Genomic DNA, 16,709 nt, shown 5'->3' on the forward strand with positions numbered 1-16,709 from the left:
ATATGACGCAATTTGCAATGGTTTTTCCCGGTCAGGGATCTCAAACTGTCGGTATGCTGTCTGAACTGGCCGCAGAATATCCGATTGTGGCTCAAACTTTTGCTCAGGCTTCCGAGGCCTTAAGTTATGACTTGTGGCAGCTTACCCAGCAGGGGCCTGCCGAAGCGCTAAATAAGACCTGGCAAACCCAGCCTGCGTTACTGACGGCGTCTGTGGCGATCTGGCGTATTTGGCGTCAGCAAGGTGGTAAACTGCCCGCGCTGATGTCCGGCCACAGTCTGGGTGAATATTCCGCGCTGGTTTGTGCAGGTGTGCTGGATTTCCAGCAGGCCGTCCGCCTGGTTGAATTGCGTGGCAAACTTATGCAGGAAGCGGTGCCGGAAGGGACGGGGGCAATGTATGCGATCATTGGCCTCGATAATGAGTCGATTGCCAAAGCGTGTGAAGCGTCTGCGCAGGGGCAGGTAGTTTCACCCGTAAACTTCAACTCTCCTGGACAGGTGGTTATTGCGGGCAACAAAGAGGCGGTGGAACGTGCTGGCGCGGCGTGTAAAGCGGCTGGCGCCAAGCGTGCATTGCCGTTGCCGGTCAGTGTACCGTCGCACTGTGCGTTGATGGAGCCTGCGGCACAAAAACTGGCTGCTGCGCTTGAATCTATTGAATTCCAGACGCCATCAATTCCTGTGGTCAATAATGTTGACGCGCGTATTGAAACGACGCCAGAAGCGATCCGCAGTGCGCTGGTGCGCCAACTTTACAGTCCGGTTCGCTGGACTGAGTCTGTCGAGTTCATGGCATCTCAAGGTGTCGGGTCACTGCTGGAGATTGGTCCAGGAAAAGTTCTGACGGGGTTAACTAAGCGAATCGTCGATACTCTGACTGCCGCTGCGGTGAACGATCCTGCGTCGCTTTCAGCGGCACTTGAGAAATGAGAATGGGGGAAACAATGAGTTTTGAGGGAAAAATTGCGCTGGTTACTGGCACCAGTCGAGGCATTGGACGTGCGATTGCCGAGACATTGGTTGCCCGGGGCGCAAAAGTCATTGGGACCGCAACCAGCGAAAAAGGTGCTGAAGCAATCAGCGCCTGGTTGGGTGAGAACGGTAAAGGCTATATGCTGAACGTCGCAGATGCGGCGTCAATCGATAAAGTATTGGCGGATATTCGTGCTGAATTTGGTGAAATTGACATTTTGATTAATAACGCCGGAATTACTCGCGATAATCTGTTAATGCGAATGAAAGAAGATGAATGGCAGGATATTCTGGATACGAATTTGACGTCCGTATTCCGGTTATCCAAAGCTGTAATGCGCGCTATGATGAAAAAACGTTTTGGCCGTATCATTACTATCGGATCAATTGTTGGCTCGGTAGGCAATGCCGGACAGGCAAACTACGCGGCGGCGAAGGCTGGGCTGATTGGTTTCAGCAAATCTCTCGCTCTTGAAGTGGCTTCTCGGGGTATTACGGTTAATGTTGTCGCACCGGGTTTTATTGAAACGGATATGACTCAGGCGTTGACAGAAGAACAGCGAGCAGGCATTTTGAGCCAGGTTCCTGTTAACCGGCTTGGTGATGCTAAAGAAATCGCCAGTGCTGTTGCATTTTTAGCCTCTGATGAGGCAGGTTACATTACCGGCGAGACATTGCATGTCAATGGCGGCATGTATATGATCTAAAAAGCACGAAATTATTTGCGTTATTTGCTGCGATGACCGCAAAATAGCACAAAATCGTGGTTCGACCAGCCGGGATTTTGTTGCATCTTTTTCAACATTTTATACACTACGAAAACCATCGCGAAAGCGAGTTTTGATAGGAAATTTAAGAGTATGAGCACTATCGAAGAACGCGTTAAGAAAATCATCGTTGAACAGCTTGGTGTTAAGCAGGAAGAAGTCGTAAACAATGCTTCTTTCGTTGACGACCTCGGCGCTGATTCTCTTGACACTGTTGAGCTGGTAATGGCCCTGGAAGAAGAATTTGATACTGAAATTCCAGATGAAGAAGCCGAAAAAATCACGACTGTTCAGGCAGCCATCGATTTCATTCAGGCAAACCAGCAGTAAGCGAACATATCTAGGCGGTCATTCGACCGCCTAAGTTTTTTGTCCCGCAGTGTCATATTTTTCCCTCCCTGGAGGACAAGCGTGTCTAAGCGTCGAGTAGTTGTGACCGGACTGGGCATGTTATCTCCTGTCGGCAATACAGTTGAGTCCTCCTGGAGTGCTCTTCTTGCCGGTCAGAGTGGCATCAGCCTGATCGACCATTTCGATACTAGTGCCTACGCAACGCGTTTTGCTGGCTTAGTAAAGAATTTTAATTATGAAGAGTTCATTTCGCGTAAAGAAGCACGCAAAATGGATGCCTTTATCCAATACGGAATTGCGGCGGGTATCCAAGCCATAAAAGATTCCGGTCTTGAAGTAACGGAAGAGAATGCTCAGCGCTTCGGTGCGGCGATTGGTTCCGGTATTGGCGGACTGGGTCTGATTGAAGAGAACCACAGCTCTCTGGTAAATGGTGGCCCGCGTAAAATCAGCCCGTTTTTCGTTCCTTCAACCATTGTGAATATGGTTGCTGGTCATCTCACCATCATGTATGGCTTGCGTGGTCCAAGTATCTCTATCGCCACGGCCTGTACGTCAGGTGTGCATAACGTCGGCCATGCCGCGCGTATGATCGCTTATAATGACGCGGATATCATGGTGGCAGGCGGGGCGGAAAAAGCCAGTACGCCATTAGGCGTGGGGGGGTTTGGCGCCGCTCGCGCTTTATCCACCCGCAACGATAACCCACAGGCGGCATGCCGGCCGTGGGATAAAGACCGCGATGGTTTTGTGCTGGGTGATGGCGCCGGTATGATGGTGCTGGAAGAATATGAGCACGCTAAAAAACGCGGCGCCAAAATTTACGCGGAACTGGTCGGATTTGGGATGAGCAGCGATGCCTACCATATGACGTCTCCGCCGGAGAATGGCTCGGGTGCTGCGCAGGCGATAGAAAACGCACTGCGTGACGCAGGGGTATCACCTTCTCAGATCGGTTATATCAACGCGCATGGGACTTCTACGCCCGCGGGTGATAAAGCCGAAGCTCAGGCCGTCAAGACTGTCTTTGGTGAGAGTGCCAATCGCGTATTGGTCAGCTCGACAAAATCGATGACCGGGCACTTATTAGGGGCGGCAGGGGCGATTGAATCTATTTTCAGCATCCTCGCGCTGCGCGATCAGGCTGTCCCGCCAACCATCAATCTGGATAACCCGGATGAAGGCTGCGATCTGGATTTCGTACCTCATGAGGCACGTCAGGTCAGCAATATGGAATATACGCTGTGTAACTCCTTTGGTTTCGGCGGAACAAACGGCTCTCTGTTATTCCGTAAGGTTTGATCATCGTTATCCTATGAAAAAAAAGCCCGGTTTCCGGGTTTTTTTTTGCCTGTATAAAATCAGATATGGCTGCTTGTTTAGCGGTTTGGTTTACTGGCAGGCTGAGGGCTCTTGGTTGAATGGAAGGAAAACATGCACTGGATAAATGGACAACAGCAGGAAATGTTATCGGTTTCAGATCGTGCTACCCAGTTTGGCGATGGCTGTTTTACGACGGCCAGAGTTGCTGACGGTCAGATTATCTGGCTTGAGCGTCATCTCACCCGTCTGCAACAGGCGGCCGAACGTCTGATGTTACCGCCATTCGATTGGACGCTGCTGACGGAAGAGATGAAACAGGCGGCCCAGGGGCGTCAGCGGGGTGTGGTAAAAGTTATGCTGACGCGGGGAGAAGGGGGCAGGGGCTACAGCAGTCAAGGCTGTGAGCAGGTGACGCGTATTGTCATGCAGACTGACTATCCTGCCCACTACACTCGCTGGCGTGAGCAAGGCATCAGTTTAAATCTGAGTCCGGTGGCGTTGGCTAAAAATCCGCTGCTGGCGGGAATTAAGCACCTCAATCGTCTGGAGCAGGTGTTGATCCGCATGCATCTTGATCAGGCGCCCGGTGATGAAGCGTTGGTGCTTGACACCTCCGGGGCACTGGTGGAATGCTGTGCGGCTAATTTATTCTGGCGTAAAGGGAATCAGGTTTTTACGCCGGATCTATCTTATGCCGGTGTTGATGGCGTCGCCCGGCAGCATATTCTCTCGCTATTGGCCGATACAGATTTTGATATACATATCGTCACTGAACCGCTGGCGGTACTCGCGCAAGCTGAAGAGGTATTGGTCTGTAACGCATTGATGCCGGTGATCCCCGTAAACCAGGCGCACGTCTGGTGTTATCGCTCCAGAGAACTGTATCGGTTTCTGAGCCCTAACTGTTAGTCGATGGTTGATTTATGAACGGAAAGAAGGTTGGTGTTCTGGTTGTCGCTTTAGTGTTGTCGGCGAGTCTGTTTCTGTGGCAAAAATTACAGCATTTTGCCAGTTCGCCACTTGCGATTGAACAAGAGACGATTTTCACGCTCCCTGCCGGCACTGGGCGCGATGGATTGGAAACGTTGTTACTGGATCAAAAGATTATTACCAAAGGGACTTTCTTTCCCTGGCTGTTGCGAATTGAACCAGAACTGGCAAAGTTTAAAGCGGGAACATACCGATTAACCACCGGAATGACCGTCCGAGAGCTGCTGGCTTTATTATCCAGTGGGAAAGAAGCGCAATTCTCCATTCGTTTTGTCGAGGGATCGCGCCTGAGAGACTGGCTCGAAACGTTGCGGCAGTCGCCCTATATTAAACATACGCTGGCGGATAAGAGTGTGCAGGAATTGGCGTCTGAACTGGGTATAAAAGATAAACCCAACCCGGAAGGGTGGTTCTACCCGGATACTTACCTGTACACGGCGAATACAACCGATTTGGCCTTGTTGCAACGAGCTTATCAGCGTATGAAGAAGACTGTAGATGAAGTATGGCGGGAGAAAGAAAACGGATTGCCATACAACACGCCGGATGAGTTGCTTGTCATGGCGTCTATCATTGAAAAAGAAACGGCGGTCAACGAAGAGCGTCCCCAGGTGGCTTCTGTTTTTGTTAACCGCCTGCGTGCCGGTATGCGTTTACAAACCGATCCAACGGTTATTTATGGCATGGGCGAAGATTATACCGGGGCGATTACCCGTAAAGCATTGGATACGCCAACGCCTTACAATACTTATATCATCTCGGGTTTGCCGCCCACGCCAATTGCCGTGCCGGGCAAAGCCTCGTTGGACGCTGCTGCCCATCCGGCTAAAACGTCATATCTCTATTTTGTGGCTGACGGCAAAGGCGGACACAGCTTTACCACTAATCTTGCAGATCATAATCGTGCTGTGAGGGTGTACCGCTCAGCGTTAAAGGAACGGGATGAACAATAAATTTATCGTTATTGAGGGTCTGGAAGGCGCGGGGAAAACAACGGCTCGTCACACTGTCGTTGAGACGCTGCGGGCTTACGGCGTGCAGGACGTTATTTTTACGCGAGAACCTGGCGGTACGCCGCTGGCCGAGAAGCTGCGTGAGTTGATTAAGCAGGGCATGGCGGATGAAAAGGTGACCGACAAAGCAGAAGTGCTGATGTTGTATGCCGCCAGAGTGCAACTGGTCGATAACGTGATCAAGCCTGCGTTGGCCAATGGCCAGTGGGTGATTGGCGATCGGCACGATCTTTCCTCCCAGGCTTATCAGGGCGGAGGACGGGGAATCGATCAACAGCTGTTGTTGTCGCTGCGTGATACCGTGCTCGGCGATTTTCGCCCTGACCTGACCTTCTATCTTGATCTGCCTCCTGCTCTTGGGTTGCAACGCGCGCGGGCGCGCGGCGATCTGGATCGCATCGAACAGGAGTCTTTGGCTTTCTTTGAACGCACTCGCGCGCGCTATCAGGCGCTGGCTGCGGAAGATCGTACCATCGTCACCCTCGATGCCTCCCAGCCGCTGGAAAGCGTCAGTCGTGATATTCAGGCAACGTTGCGGGAATGGCTGCCACAGCAGGGATTACATCGGCAAGATGCGCCGCCGGCGACACTTCATCAGGGGCGTGGCTGAGATGGAGTGGTATCCGTGGCTTAACGCGCCTTACCGTCGGTTGATCGGCCAATATCAGGCGGGCAGAGGACATCACGCCATTTTGCTGCATACATTACCGGGTATGGGCAATGAGTCGCTGGTCTATGCGTTAAGCCGCTGGCTGATGTGCCAGCATCCTGAAGGGATGAAAAGCTGCGGCAAGTGTCACGCCTGTCATTTGATGGTAGCGGGTACGCACCCCGACTGGTACATGCTCAGTCCTGAAAAAGGGAAGCAGAGTCTGGGCGTTGACGCGGTGCGTGACGTGCTGGATAAGCTTTACCAGCATTCTCGGCAAGGGGGGGGCAAAGTGATTTGGCTGCCGTATGCCGAGATATTAACGGAAGCGGCGGCCAATGCGTTATTAAAGACTTTGGAAGAGCCGCCGCAAAGTACCTATTTTTTGTTCGGCTGCCGTGATCCCTCCCGCCTGTTAGCGACGATGCGAAGCCGCTGTCTGTATCACTATCTGGATGTCCCTGACGAAACCCAGAGCGTGCTGTGGTTGAGTGCGCGTCATCGTGATGATACGCAGGCGATACGGACCGCGCTGAGACTACAGGCAGGCGCGCCGCTGGCGGCTGAGATCCTTTTGCAACCGGAACGTTGGAAACAGCGTAACGCATTGTGTCAGGGACTTTTCGCCGGGCTCGCTTCACACGATTTGCTTTCGTTAATGCCATTGCTGAATCATGAGGATACCGATGAACGTATTCACTGGCTGGCATCCTTGCTGCTGGATGCGATGAAATGGCAGCAAGGGGCAGGCGCGTATCGGGTTAATCTGGATCAGACCGCGCTGGTTGAGCGGTTGGCGCATGAATCTGCAAACACTCAACTACAGTATGAATTGCGCCAATGGCTGGTTTGCCGGCAAAAATTATTGACGGTGACTGGCGTTAACCGCGAACTGCTGTTGATGGAACGGTTGCTTGATGCTGAACAGAGCCTGTCCGCCACGGTTCAGCGGCACTTTCACTCATTCTCTGTATAATCAATTTTGAGTAAATATCATGTTGTTAGTTGATTCTCACTGCCATCTCGATGGTTTGAATTATGAGTCGTTACACAAAGATGTCTCCAGTGTTCTGGATAAGGCAAAAGACCGCGATGTGGGTTTTGTTTTGGCGGTAGCGACGACGCTGCCGGGTTTTCGGGCCATGAAGGAACAGATTGGTGAGCGGGATGATGTGGCGTTTTCCTGTGGTGTTCATCCATTAAATCAGAATGAGCCCTATGATTATGCCGAGCTGCGTCAATTGGCTGCCGCCAGTCAAGTGGTGGCGATGGGGGAGACGGGACTGGATTATTACTACCAGCAAGACACCAAAGCGCAGCAGCAGGCGTCTTTCCGCGAGCACATTCGCATTGGCAATGACTTGAATAAGCCGGTCATCGTGCATACGCGTGCGGCAAGGGAGGATACCATCGCCATTCTGAAAGAAGAGCAGGTAGAAAAGTGCGGCGGGGTGCTGCACTGCTTTACAGAAGATTTGGCCACGGCCAAGACGTTGCTGGATATGGGGTTTTATATTTCATTTTCCGGTATTGTCACGTTCCGCAATGCGGAAGCGCTGCGTGACGTCGCCCGTTATGTCCCGTTGGAGCGTATGCTGATTGAAACCGATTCTCCCTGGCTGGCGCCGGTGCCTTTCCGCGGGGAGGAAAACCAGCCTGCCTATGTTCGCGAGGTGGCCGAGTATTTATCGGTGCTGAAAGGGACGACGCTGGAAAATCTGGCGGCGATGACGACGGATAATTTTTCCCGCCTGTTTCATATCGATCCCGCGCGGTTGACCATCACGCAATAGTGGTTGAAAATGGCCGAGTTTTTTTTATCTGTGTAATTAATAGCGGCTGATGGCCATCCTTGCTGAGTATCCCCTCGTCAGGAATGGTCATTTTTAAGCAATAAATCACAAATGAGCTTAATTTATGTTCTGTTTCAACTTACCGGCTCATGGAAACGTGATGGTTATCAAACATTAGGCCGTCTATTTATTTTAGTCTGCGTAAAAATTAAAAGGGTCAGGACACCCTGAATTGTTAAGGATAGTCTCCCACCTTTTCCTATATGAAATATCAGCAGTAAAAGCACTATTACTCAGGAGCACATTCAATTATGTTTAAGAACGCATTCGCAAACCTGCAAAAAGTAGGTAAGTCGCTAATGCTGCCGGTATCCGTACTGCCTATCGCAGGTATCCTGCTGGGCGTCGGGGCGGCAAATTTTAGCTGGTTACCTGCGGTCGTTTCCCATGTTATGGCGGAAGCCGGTGGGTCTGTTTTTGCCAATATGCCGTTGATTTTCGCCATCGGCGTGGCACTGGGCTTCACCAATAACGATGGTGTATCGGCTCTGGCGGCAGTTGTGGCCTATGGCATCATGGTGAAAACCATGGCGGTGGTCGCGCCGTTGGTTCTGCATTTGTCTGCGGAGGAGGTTAAAGCTCAGTACTTAGCGGATACCGGTGTATTAGGCGGTATCATTGCTGGTGCCATTGCGGCTTATATGTTTAATCGTTTTTACCGCATTCAGCTTCCTGAATATCTTGGCTTTTTTGCTGGAAAACGCTTTGTGCCGATTATTTCCGGTCTGGCGGCGATCATTCTCGGGGTTGTCCTGTCATTTATCTGGCCTCCGGTCGGGAAGGCGATTCAGGCTTTCTCTCAATGGGGCGCGTATCAGAATCCGGTTCTGGCCTTCGGTTTGTACGGCGTTATTGAACGTTCACTGGTGCCTTTCGGTCTGCATCATATCTGGAACGTTCCCTTCCAGATGCAGATTGGTGAGTTCACCAATGCCGCAGGTCAGGTGTTCCACGGGGACATTCCTCGCTATATGGCGGGTGACCCGACTGCGGGTAAACTGTCTGGTGGCTTCTTGTTTAAAATGTATGGCCTGCCAGCGGCGGCTATTGCGATTTGGCACTCAGCCAAACCGGAAAACCGCGCCAAAGTGGGCGGTATCATGATCTCTGCGGCGCTGACCTCTTTCCTGACCGGGATTACCGAGCCAATTGAGTTCTCTTTTATGTTCGTCGCGCCGATACTGTACGTGATCCATGCGATTCTGGCTGGTTTGGCATTCCCGATTTGTATCCTGCTGGGTATGCGTGACGGTACGAGCTTCTCTCACGGCCTGATTGACTTCGTCGTACTGAGCGGAAACGGCAGCAAGCTGTGGTTGTTCCCGATCGTGGGCTTGTGCTATGCGTTGGTTTATTACTCCCTTTTCCGCGTGCTGATCGTTAAGCTGAATCTGAAAACCCCGGGTCGTGAGGACTCTTCTTCTGACGAGGTTGCTCAGGACAGCACGGAAAAAGCGGAGGCGCTGGTCAACGCCTTCGGTGGTAAAGAGAACATCACTAACCTGGATGCATGTATCACTCGTCTGCGCGTTAGCGTAGGTGATATATCAAAAGTGGATCAGGCTGCTTTGAAACAGTTGGGTGCTGCTGGTGTGGTTGTCGCAGGTTCTGGCGTTCAGGCGATTTTCGGTACTAAATCCGATAACCTGAAAACGGATATGGACGACTATATCCGTAATCACTAATCGGTTGTTGGGAAGAATCAAGGGGCGAAAGCCCCTTTTTTTCGGCAAGCGTCATCCGACCGCGGCGGTAAAGCGATTGAATCGCTTTGGGTAATTTGGGGTAGAGACGATAACGTTGGAGGGAATACGGGAAATCACGCGCGGAAATCCTGTCGTATTTTAACCATCCATGTCTGAAACAGGCTAAAGAAGGTTGAAAGAAATAGAATATGTCACTCATACTGCCTACACGACTTTGGATTCGCGTTTGTTAAAAAAGGAAATCTAACATGGCTGAAGAGACCATTTTTAGTAAAATTATCCGTCGGGAAATTCCGGCCGATATCGTTTATCAGGATGATCTGGTAACCGCATTTCGTGATATTGCACCGCGGGCGCCCACACACATCCTCATCGTTCCTAATGTATTGATCCCAACCGTTAATGAAACCGCTGCGGAACATGAAGCCGCGTTAGGACGCATGATCACCGTCGCAGGGAAAATTGCGCGGCAGGAAGGTATTGCAGAAGACGGCTACCGTCTGATTATCAATTGTAATCGTCATGGTGGGCAGGAAGTCTATCACATGCACATGCACCTGCTGGGAGGCCAAGTACTGGGGGCATTACTGGTTGACTAGCGGAGTTGGCGATGCGTAATTCCATGATGCGATGTTTGTCATTCTTGCTGATGGCCTGTGTACTGGCCGCGTGCAGCCCCCCAACGGCGCTGACGATCAATGAAAGACAAACATTGATACTGGATGCGCCTTTGCTCTCGGCCGGGATTACCGCCGGCAATCCTTCTCTTGATTCAGAAAATGGTAAACGACGCGCGTCTTCCGTCGTTAGTAACCATACGGAACAGGCTGTCACCGTGCATTACCGTTTCTATTGGTATGATGACAATGGGCTGGAAATCTTGCCGTACGATGATGCGCAAACAGTGGTGGTTCCGCGTGGGGCGGAGATAAACATTTTTTCAACGCGTAGTAATCCTGATGTGCGTCAGATCCGCCTTCATCTATTTTTGTAATGGTGTGTTGAGAGAGTAAACATGAAAAAGTATCTAGGCATAGCGCTGGCCGTGCTGGTATTGACGGGCTGTCCGAGTCGCCCGCCTGAACCTGTTGAACCCCCTGTGACCATTGAACCGGCAGAACCGCCGGTGCCGGCAACGCCACCGCCTGGAGAGCAGGTTCCGTCGCCGCCTAAAATCCAACCCCTAAACTGGGAAGCCAGTATCAACCCGCTGGTGGCGCAAATGTTAAAAGCAAACGGTGTGACGCAGGGCAGTATCTTGCTGCCGGATAGCGTTAAGAACAACACCAACGGATCGCTGCAAACGGAGAAAGCCAACAACGCGTTGTATAGCGCATTGTCATCTGGTAACGCCTTCACGCTGGTGCCTCGCGAGCAGTTGGCTGTGGCGAAACAGACGTTGGGATTATCCGTGGATGACAGCTTGGGGTCACGCAGCAAAGCAATCGGGCTGGCGCGTTATGTCGGTGCGCAATATGTGTTGTACAGCGACGTGAGCGGTGATGTGAAATCACCGCAGATCGATATGCAACTGATGCTGGTGCAAACCGGCGAAATTGTCTGGTCGGGTAATGGAAGCGTTCAACATTAAAGGGCAGCTCACCGAGCTTGTTCATCAATATTTTCCGGCGGTTGATACCGCCGGTTTTCATTTCAAACCTGTCAGCGGACTCAGCAGTGAAAGTTGGCGCATCCGCGGGCCTGATATTGAGTGGCTGGCTCGCCCTCAATCGGCGTTCGGACGCCAGACAGGAACCGATCGCCAGCGCGAGTATCATCTGTTACGACAGATGGCCGCTGTCGGATTGGCTCCGCGCCCGCTGTTATGGCGGCGTGATTGGTTGATCATTGAATGGGCGCCGGGACGTATTGCCACAGCGGATGAGTTTGCCGCCTTTTTGAGCCGTGGCGCCCTGGCGGGTTATTTATCCCGAATTCATCAGCAGCCATGCAGCGGTTATCCGCTGGATCTGCGCAAGCTGTTTGCCCGACACTGGCAGTTGATGGCTCCGCATCGTCGTTCTCCGGCGCTGCTGCGGCTGCATCAACATTTTCAACGGTTACCATTACCTAAGCCGTTGGCTTATGCGCCGTTACATCTGGATGTACATGCGGAAAATCTGTTGATAACCCGGAATGGTATAATGCTTATCGATTGGGAGTACGCGTCAGATGGCGACATCGCTTTTGAGATGGCTTTCATCTTTCGCGCAAATCAGATGGATTCGCCAGCGCAGATGAGATTTTTAGAAACCTATCAGCAGCATCGTCCCGGGTTATCTGCCAGACAGATTTATCGGCACGTCGGGCCGTGGTTACCCTGGGTTGACTATCTGGTGATGATGTGGTTTGAAGTCCGCTGGCAGCAGACGCGGCAGGACAAATTTTTGCAGGCGCTCCCATCGTTGCGCAGGCAACTGGGGTTAAATTAGGCGTCCCTGTCGGATTACATGGGGACGTTTTCAGACTGGCGAAACAAGCCATATAGCCTAAATATTCGAGTTGCAGGAAGGCGGCGGCACAGCGAACCCCCAGTCGCTTACACCAGTAAGCGACTGGGGTGAGCGAGAAAGCCAATGCACATGCAACGTGACGTATGACCGGTATAAACAGTTAAAGAATGAGGTTGATGTGGGTCCGGTAATGTTAGATGTTGCCAGCTATGAGCTGGACGCTGAAGATCGTGACGTGTTGGCGCATCCGCTGGTCGGCGGCGTGATTTTATTTACCCGTAATTTTCATGATGTGGCGCAACTGCGTGAACTGGTGCGTCAGATCCGCGCTGCATCACGCACCCGTCTGGTGGTGTCGGTTGATCAGGAAGGCGGGCGCGTTCAGCGTTTTCGCGAAGGGTTTACCCAGTTGCCAGCTGCGCAGGCGTTTGCCGCCTTGAACGCGGAGGGGGAGGCGCGGCGGCTTGCCGAGGAAGCCGGTTGGCTAATGGCGGCGGAAATGATTGCCATGGATATCGATATCAGTTTCGCCCCGGTACTGGATATCGGCCATCAAAGCGCGGCGATTGGCGAGCGTGCCTTTCATGCCGATCCGCAGAAGGCGCTGATGATAGCGCAAAGCGTTATTCGCGGTATGCACAGTGCGGGAATGAAAGTGACGGGCAAACATTTCCCCGGACACGGCGCTGTCAGTGCGGATTCCCATCATGAAACGCCACGCGATCCTCGTCCGCTGGCGACGATTCGCGCACATGACATGTCGATTTTCAGCCAGTTGATCCAGCAACAGCAACTGGATGCGATCATGCCCGCCCACGTGATTTATACCGAAGCCGATCCGCGTCCCGCCAGTGGTTCACCGTTCTGGTTAAAACAGGTTTTACGTCAGGAACTGAATTTCAGCGGCATTATCTTTTCTGACGATCTGTCTATGGAAGGCGCTGCCGTGATGGGAAGCTACCCGGAGCGCGCTCACGCCTCACTGGATGCGGGATGCGACATGATTCTGGTTTGTAATAACCGGCGCGGTGCGGTGAGCGTGTTGGATAATCTGTCCCCGGTCAAAGCACAACACCTGTCCAACTTATATCATCAGGGGACGTTTTCTTACAGGCAACTACTGGATTCGCCCCGTTGGAATCAGGCGAATCAGTCGCTTACGGCGCTTACTGAGCGCTGGCGGGCGCATCAATCCGCCTGACTCCACGGTGAATCCCTAAAACAGTGGTGAGGATAGAGATGATTATCTATTTACATGGTTTTGACTCGACCAGCCCTGGGAATCATGAAAAAGTGTTGCAGTTACAGTTTATTGACGAAGATGTTCGGCTGATAAGTTACAGTACCTTGCATCCACGTCACGATATGCAGCACCTATTGAAGCAGGTCGATAAAATGATTCAGCATTGCGACGATGAGCGGCCACTGATTTGTGGGGTGGGGCTTGGCGGTTTTTGGGCAGAGAGGGTCGGGTTCCTTTGCGGTATCCGGCAGGTTATCTTCAATCCTAATCTGTTTCCGCAGGAAAACATGATCGGCAAAATCGATCGTCCAGAAGAGTATCTGGATATCGCCACCAAGTGCGTGGCGAATTTTCGCGAGAAAAACCGCGACCGTTGTCTGGTGGTGCTGTCTCGCCAGGACGAAATGCTCAACAGTCAACGTAGTGCTCAGGTGCTGGGCAACTACTATAAAATCATCTGGGATGAGGTTCAGACACACAAATTCAAGAGCATTTCCCACCATCTGCAACAAATGAAAGCCTTTAAAATACTGGGTTGAATCCCGCCATCGGCGAAGATAGCCCCACGAAACGCCGCGGTTGCCGAACCGTCACGGCGAGTAAATCCATGCTTAAGCGATTGGCTTAGGGCGATCGCCAATTTATTTACTTCTCTTAGGGTTAGCTTTTTATCATCGAAGCGTGATGGCTTCTCCGTTTACTCCGCGAAATACCTCTTAATCGGCTGAAATGAAAATGAAATTTCGATGGAGAGCCGCCTTTGCCTGAAAATAAATTGATATATATCAATTTTGGTATGACCAAATAACCTGTCGTGATATTCTTGCAACAGATTATCGAGTTTAACTTACGCGAACTCTATGTAATATAAGGATATTATTATTTTACCCTTTTTTAACCATTGGTTCACATTTAGGGGGTCATTTTGACATCACCAACCAAGAAAATCGTTATTGTCGGCGGGGGAGCCGGCGGACTTGAGCTGGCGACCAGCCTGGGTCATAAGTTAGGCCGCAAGAAAAAGGCGGAAGTGACGCTGGTGGATCGTAACCACAGCCACTTGTGGAAACCGCTGTTGCACGAAGTGGCAACCGGTTCTATGGATGACGATATGGATGCGCTGAGCTATCTGGCGCATGCCCGTAATCATGCCTTCCAGTTTCAACTTGGCATGCTGACGGATATTGATCGCGAACAGAAACATATTCAGTTGGCTGAGATTCGTGACGATCAGGGCGAACAGTTGGTGGCCGCCCGAAAAATTCCTTATGACATCCTGGTGATCGCGCTGGGCAGCACGTCGAACGACTTCGGTACGCCGGGCGTAAAAGATCACTGTATCTTTCTGGATAACCCCAAACAGGCCCGCCGTTTCCATAATGAAATGCTCAACCTGTTCCTGAAGTTTACGGCTAATACCGATGGAAAAGAGCGGATAAACATTGCGATCGTGGGCGGTGGCGCGACAGGCGTTGAACTGTCCGCCGAACTGCATAACGCGGTGAAACAACTCCACAGCTATGGTTTTGACGGTCTGGATAAAGAAACGCTGAATGTGACGCTGGTTGAAGCAGGAGAACGCATCCTGCCTGCGTTGCCGCCGCGTATTTCAGCGGCCGCACATCAGGAACTGACCAATATCGGCGTTCGCGTGCTGACCAAAACGATGGTCACCAGCGCCGAGTCTGGCGGTCTGAATACCAAAGACGGCGAGTTTATTGAAGCCGATCTGATGGTCTGGGCCGCCGGAATTAAAGCACCGGATGCCATGAAGGAGATTGCCGGTCTGGAAACCAACCGCATCAACCAGCTTGTGGTTGAACCGACGTTGCAAACGACCCGCGACCCTGCCATTTTTGCCATTGGCGACTGTGCTTCCTGTCCGCAGGAAGGCGGCGGCTTTGTGCCCCCGCGCGCGCAGGCGGCGCACCAGATGGCTTCCCGCTGCCATAGCAACATCGTGGCGTTGTTGGCCGGGCAGTCGCTGAAACCTTATGTGTATAAAGATCACGGCTCGCTGGTGTCGCTGTCCAAGTTCAGCACGGTAGGTAGTTTGATGGGTAACCTGATGCGTGGTTCGGTGATGGTGGAAGGGCGTATTGCCCGTTTTGTTTACATCTCTTTGTACCGCATGCATCAGATTGCACTGCATGGCTACGTAAAAACCGGTTTGATGATGTTGGTTGGCGGCATCAACCGGGTTATCCGTCCGCGTCTTAAACTGCACTAATGTCGACTCACCGCCCGCGGATCGCTGGCGGTGGTAACGTGCGTCTCATATCCCACTTTATGCAGTATAAAATATCGTTCTATTACCTGTTCACTTTAAGATAATTCTCAAATGATGGTTTTATGTTACTAAAATGACAAATTTAGTTAATTTGTCTTATTGCGGGGGCAATAAACATTGTGCAGACTGCACTCTGTTTACAGGCGGCGTAGCGCGCACGTCGCAAATCCTGAATGAAAGGCATTCAGGAGGGAACCATCGGATTCATCGCGTTACACGCGAGTCGTCGTAAAGATAAGGCATCTTTAGCACGGGATCGCTGATGGGGAATGCGCGGAAATATATTCGGGAGGTATCCTGTGAACAAGTCAATGTTAGCGGGTGTAGGTATCGGTGTCGCAGCGGCCTTGGGTGTAGCGACAATGGCGAGTATGGATGTTTTTTCATCTAAACCGCAGTTCGCACAGGTGCTTACGGCGACACCAATAAAAGAAACGGTTAAAACCCCGAGACAGGAATGTCGTAACGTTAATGTTACAAATCGTCGTCCGGTTCAGGATGAAAATAAAATCGCCGGGTCAGTCCTGGGTGCGGTGGCGGGCGGTGTGCTGGGTCATCAGTTCGGCGGGGGGCGCGGTAAAGATGTCGCGACGGTCGCCGGTGCCTTAGCGGGCGGTTATGCCGGTAACAAGGTACAAGGCAGTATGCAGGAAAATGATACCTATACGACGACACAGCAGCGTTGCCAGACGGTCTACGATAAATCGCAAAAAGTCTTGGGTTATGATGTGACCTATAAAATTGGCGACCAGCAAGGAAAAATTCGAATGGATCGCGATCCCGGAACACAGATTCCGGTAGATAAAAAAGGCCAGTTGATTTTGAATCAGCAGAGTTAATCTTTCTGATATTTCTTCTTTGCGCTGACATCCTGTAATAAATAAAGCCGCGGGAAACCTGAACAAGGTTTTCGCGGCTTTTTTACGGTTTCTGACGATGCAGGCGTCTTTAGGCCTATCACACTGTAATGCATACTTATTAATAGATTTAAATGATCAAATCGTCGCTTATTGATCGATGGTGACGATCGTATTGTGATAGGTTGTTCATGCCAACGCAGGGAAACACTACAATACAATACTAATAAGCGCATCTTT

The 16,709-nt window shown here is 51.5% G+C and carries 18 protein-coding genes; all 18 read left to right on the forward strand.

Going from position 1 to position 16,709, the window contains the following annotated elements:
- Positions 1-2 precede the first annotated feature (2 nt).
- The 18 genes from fabD to EH207_RS07270 all read left to right on the forward strand — a co-directional run bounded on the left by fabD (position 3) and on the right by EH207_RS07270 (position 16,451).
- Positions 3-932: an ACP S-malonyltransferase gene (gene fabD / locus EH207_RS07185; RefSeq protein WP_137713359.1), complete on the forward strand. Its 930-nt coding sequence runs from the start codon at positions 3-5 to the stop codon at positions 930-932.
- Between the two features lie 14 nt (positions 933-946).
- Positions 947-1,681, forward strand: a complete 735-nt coding sequence (gene fabG / locus EH207_RS07190; RefSeq protein WP_137713360.1) for a 3-oxoacyl-ACP reductase FabG — start codon at positions 947-949, stop codon at positions 1,679-1,681.
- Between the two features lie 153 nt (positions 1,682-1,834).
- Positions 1,835-2,071, forward strand: coding sequence for an acyl carrier protein (gene acpP, locus EH207_RS07195; RefSeq protein ID WP_005970506.1), 237 nt, complete (start codon positions 1,835-1,837; stop codon positions 2,069-2,071).
- 81 nt (positions 2,072-2,152) lie between these two features.
- Complete coding sequence (fabF, locus tag EH207_RS07200) at positions 2,153-3,394, forward strand: beta-ketoacyl-ACP synthase II (protein ID WP_137713361.1); 1,242 nt, start codon at positions 2,153-2,155, stop codon at positions 3,392-3,394.
- Between the two features lie 132 nt (positions 3,395-3,526).
- On the forward strand, positions 3,527-4,324 hold the full coding sequence (pabC, locus tag EH207_RS07205; RefSeq protein WP_137713362.1) for an aminodeoxychorismate lyase: 798 nt from the start codon (positions 3,527-3,529) through the stop codon (positions 4,322-4,324).
- A gap of 14 nt (positions 4,325-4,338) precedes the next feature.
- Entirely contained in the window at positions 4,339-5,358 is a 1,020-nt protein-coding gene (mltG, locus tag EH207_RS07210) for an endolytic transglycosylase MltG (protein WP_137713363.1), read from the forward strand.
- Positions 5,348-6,028, forward strand: a complete 681-nt coding sequence (gene tmk, locus EH207_RS07215; RefSeq protein WP_137713364.1) for a dTMP kinase — start codon at positions 5,348-5,350, stop codon at positions 6,026-6,028. The genes mltG and tmk overlap by 11 nt, the downstream gene beginning before the upstream one ends.
- A 1-nt stretch (position 6,029) precedes the next feature.
- The gene (gene holB / locus EH207_RS07220; protein WP_137713365.1) at positions 6,030-7,043 is read left to right on the forward strand and encodes a DNA polymerase III subunit delta'; all 1,014 of its coding nucleotides are present in this window, start codon (positions 6,030-6,032) and stop codon (positions 7,041-7,043) included.
- A 19-nt stretch (positions 7,044-7,062) separates the two neighbouring features.
- On the forward strand, positions 7,063-7,860 hold the full coding sequence (locus tag EH207_RS07225) for a metal-dependent hydrolase (RefSeq protein ID WP_137713366.1): 798 nt from the start codon (positions 7,063-7,065) through the stop codon (positions 7,858-7,860).
- A gap of 311 nt (positions 7,861-8,171) precedes the next feature.
- Positions 8,172-9,605: a PTS glucose transporter subunit IIBC gene (gene ptsG / locus EH207_RS07230; RefSeq protein ID WP_137713367.1), complete on the forward strand. Its 1,434-nt coding sequence runs from the start codon at positions 8,172-8,174 to the stop codon at positions 9,603-9,605.
- Between the two features lie 269 nt (positions 9,606-9,874).
- Complete coding sequence (gene hinT / locus EH207_RS07235; protein WP_137713368.1) at positions 9,875-10,225, forward strand: purine nucleoside phosphoramidase; 351 nt, start codon at positions 9,875-9,877, stop codon at positions 10,223-10,225.
- Positions 10,226-10,236: 11 nt separating this feature from the next.
- The gene (locus EH207_RS07240) at positions 10,237-10,620 is read left to right on the forward strand and encodes a YcfL family putative periplasmic lipoprotein (RefSeq protein ID WP_137713369.1); all 384 of its coding nucleotides are present in this window, start codon (positions 10,237-10,239) and stop codon (positions 10,618-10,620) included.
- A 21-nt stretch (positions 10,621-10,641) separates the two neighbouring features.
- Positions 10,642-11,217: a penicillin-binding protein activator LpoB gene (gene lpoB / locus EH207_RS07245; protein ID WP_137713370.1), complete on the forward strand. Its 576-nt coding sequence runs from the start codon at positions 10,642-10,644 to the stop codon at positions 11,215-11,217.
- A complete protein-coding gene (gene thiK, locus EH207_RS07250) occupies positions 11,198-12,058 on the forward strand; it encodes a thiamine kinase (protein WP_137713371.1) in 861 nt (286 codons plus the stop codon). The genes lpoB and thiK overlap by 20 nt, the downstream gene beginning before the upstream one ends.
- A gap of 199 nt (positions 12,059-12,257) precedes the next feature.
- A complete protein-coding gene (gene nagZ, locus EH207_RS07255) occupies positions 12,258-13,280 on the forward strand; it encodes a beta-N-acetylhexosaminidase (RefSeq protein ID WP_137713372.1) in 1,023 nt (340 codons plus the stop codon).
- A gap of 38 nt (positions 13,281-13,318) precedes the next feature.
- Positions 13,319-13,861, forward strand: coding sequence for an alpha/beta hydrolase YcfP (ycfP, locus tag EH207_RS07260; RefSeq protein WP_137713373.1), 543 nt, complete (start codon positions 13,319-13,321; stop codon positions 13,859-13,861).
- Positions 13,862-14,247: 386 nt separating this feature from the next.
- Positions 14,248-15,552 carry an NAD(P)/FAD-dependent oxidoreductase gene (locus EH207_RS07265; RefSeq protein ID WP_137713374.1) on the forward strand — a complete coding sequence of 435 codons (1,305 nt, stop codon included), beginning with the start codon at positions 14,248-14,250 and terminating at the stop codon, positions 15,550-15,552.
- 359 nt (positions 15,553-15,911) lie between these two features.
- A complete protein-coding gene (locus tag EH207_RS07270; protein WP_137713375.1) occupies positions 15,912-16,451 on the forward strand; it encodes a glycine zipper 2TM domain-containing protein in 540 nt (179 codons plus the stop codon).
- The last annotated feature ends 258 nt before the right edge of the window (positions 16,452-16,709 follow it).

This window comes from Brenneria rubrifaciens (assembly GCF_005484945.1).
Taxonomy (GTDB): domain Bacteria; phylum Pseudomonadota; class Gammaproteobacteria; order Enterobacterales; family Enterobacteriaceae; genus Brenneria; species Brenneria rubrifaciens.